The 1,114-nt window shown below is 72.1% G+C and carries 1 protein-coding gene; it reads right to left on the minus strand.

Translation table 11 applies throughout. The features are described from left to right. Positions 1-3: 3 nt before the first annotated feature. Positions 4-915 carry an alpha/beta fold hydrolase gene (locus tag AB8Z75_RS35015; RefSeq protein ID WP_369209187.1) on the minus strand — a complete coding sequence of 304 codons (912 nt, stop codon included), beginning with the start codon at positions 913-915 and terminating at the stop codon, positions 4-6. Between the last annotated feature and the right edge of the window lie 199 nt (positions 916-1,114).

A 1,114-nucleotide genomic window follows, 5' to 3' on the forward strand; every position in this document is an offset into this window, starting at 1 on the left:
GGGTCAGCCTCCGGTTGGGAGGGTGGCTTGGAGGAAGGGTTCGACGACTCTGCGCCACTCCTCCGGCTGGTCGTAGTGGATGAGGTGTCCCGCTTCCGTCACCTCGGCGTAGATCCCGCGCGGCAGCACCCGCACCATCTCCTGGGCCTCGGCCCTGCCCAACTCGCCGTCGAGGCCGCGCACGACGAGGGTCGGGCAGCGCACCTGGGCCAACTCGTCCCAGTGCGCGTCATGGACCCAGGCCTCGCGGACCCGCATCATCACTCCCGGGGAGAAGACCGGCCGCCACCCGTCCTCCTCCTCCGCCATCACCTCGGCGAAGTAGGCGCCGCGGGAGGGCCGGGAGCGCTCCAGGGCGGGATCGTCCTCACCGAACCACTTGCGGACGTCGGCGAGCGTGGCGAACGGCACGGGCCAGGAGTCGAACCAGTGCTGCCATTCGTGCTGCGACTGCTCGCCGAGCGCGGAGGCCCGCATGTCGCTGATGACGAGCGCCTGCACGAGGTCGGGCCGCTTGGCGGCGAGCTGCCAGGCGGTGAGCGCGCCCATGGCGTGACCGACGAGGGCGACAGGGCCCAGATCGAGCTGTTCGAGAACGGCCTCGGCGTCGGCGACGTAGGCCTCCCGGTCGTAGCGGGCGTCCTCGAGTTTGTCGCTGCGGCCGTGTCCGCGCTGGTCGAGGGCGACGGGGCGGTAGCGGTCGGCGAGCCAGCGGGCGGTGCCGGCCCAGTGGGAGGCGCGGCCCATGAGACCGTGCAGTAACAGCACGCCGGGGGGTTTGCGGGCGCCGCGCGCCGGGGCTGAGGGCCCGGCGGGGCTCGTCCCGGCCTCCGGGCCCGTCTTGGGCGGGTCCGCGAATTCCCAGGCGGCCAGCTGGATTGCGTCCGCCCCCGTCACGTCGATCCGTCGCACCATGCGTGTGAGACCCCCACTCCTGTGACCGCCGTCTCAGCCTATCGAACCTTTATTCGAACAGCCGGTGATCACGGCGAACACCCCACCTTCGAGTGACACGGTCGCGGGGTTGTCCGCCGTTCCCCGGGGGAGACAGGAACCGGGAGGGCGGCAGACCCTGAGGGCTCGGGGCTCCGGGTCGCCGTGGGGGGACATGGGG

The sequence above is a fragment of the Streptomyces sp. PU-14G genome (genome assembly GCF_041028275.1).
In the GTDB taxonomy this organism is placed as follows: domain Bacteria; phylum Actinomycetota; class Actinomycetes; order Streptomycetales; family Streptomycetaceae; genus Streptomyces.

Bases quoted from the DNA above. Each gene is read 5' to 3' on its own strand.
- AB8Z75_RS35015 (WP_369209187.1), bottom strand. From the start codon at position 915: ATGGTGCGACGGATCGACGTGACGGGGGCGGACGCAATCCAGCTGGCC.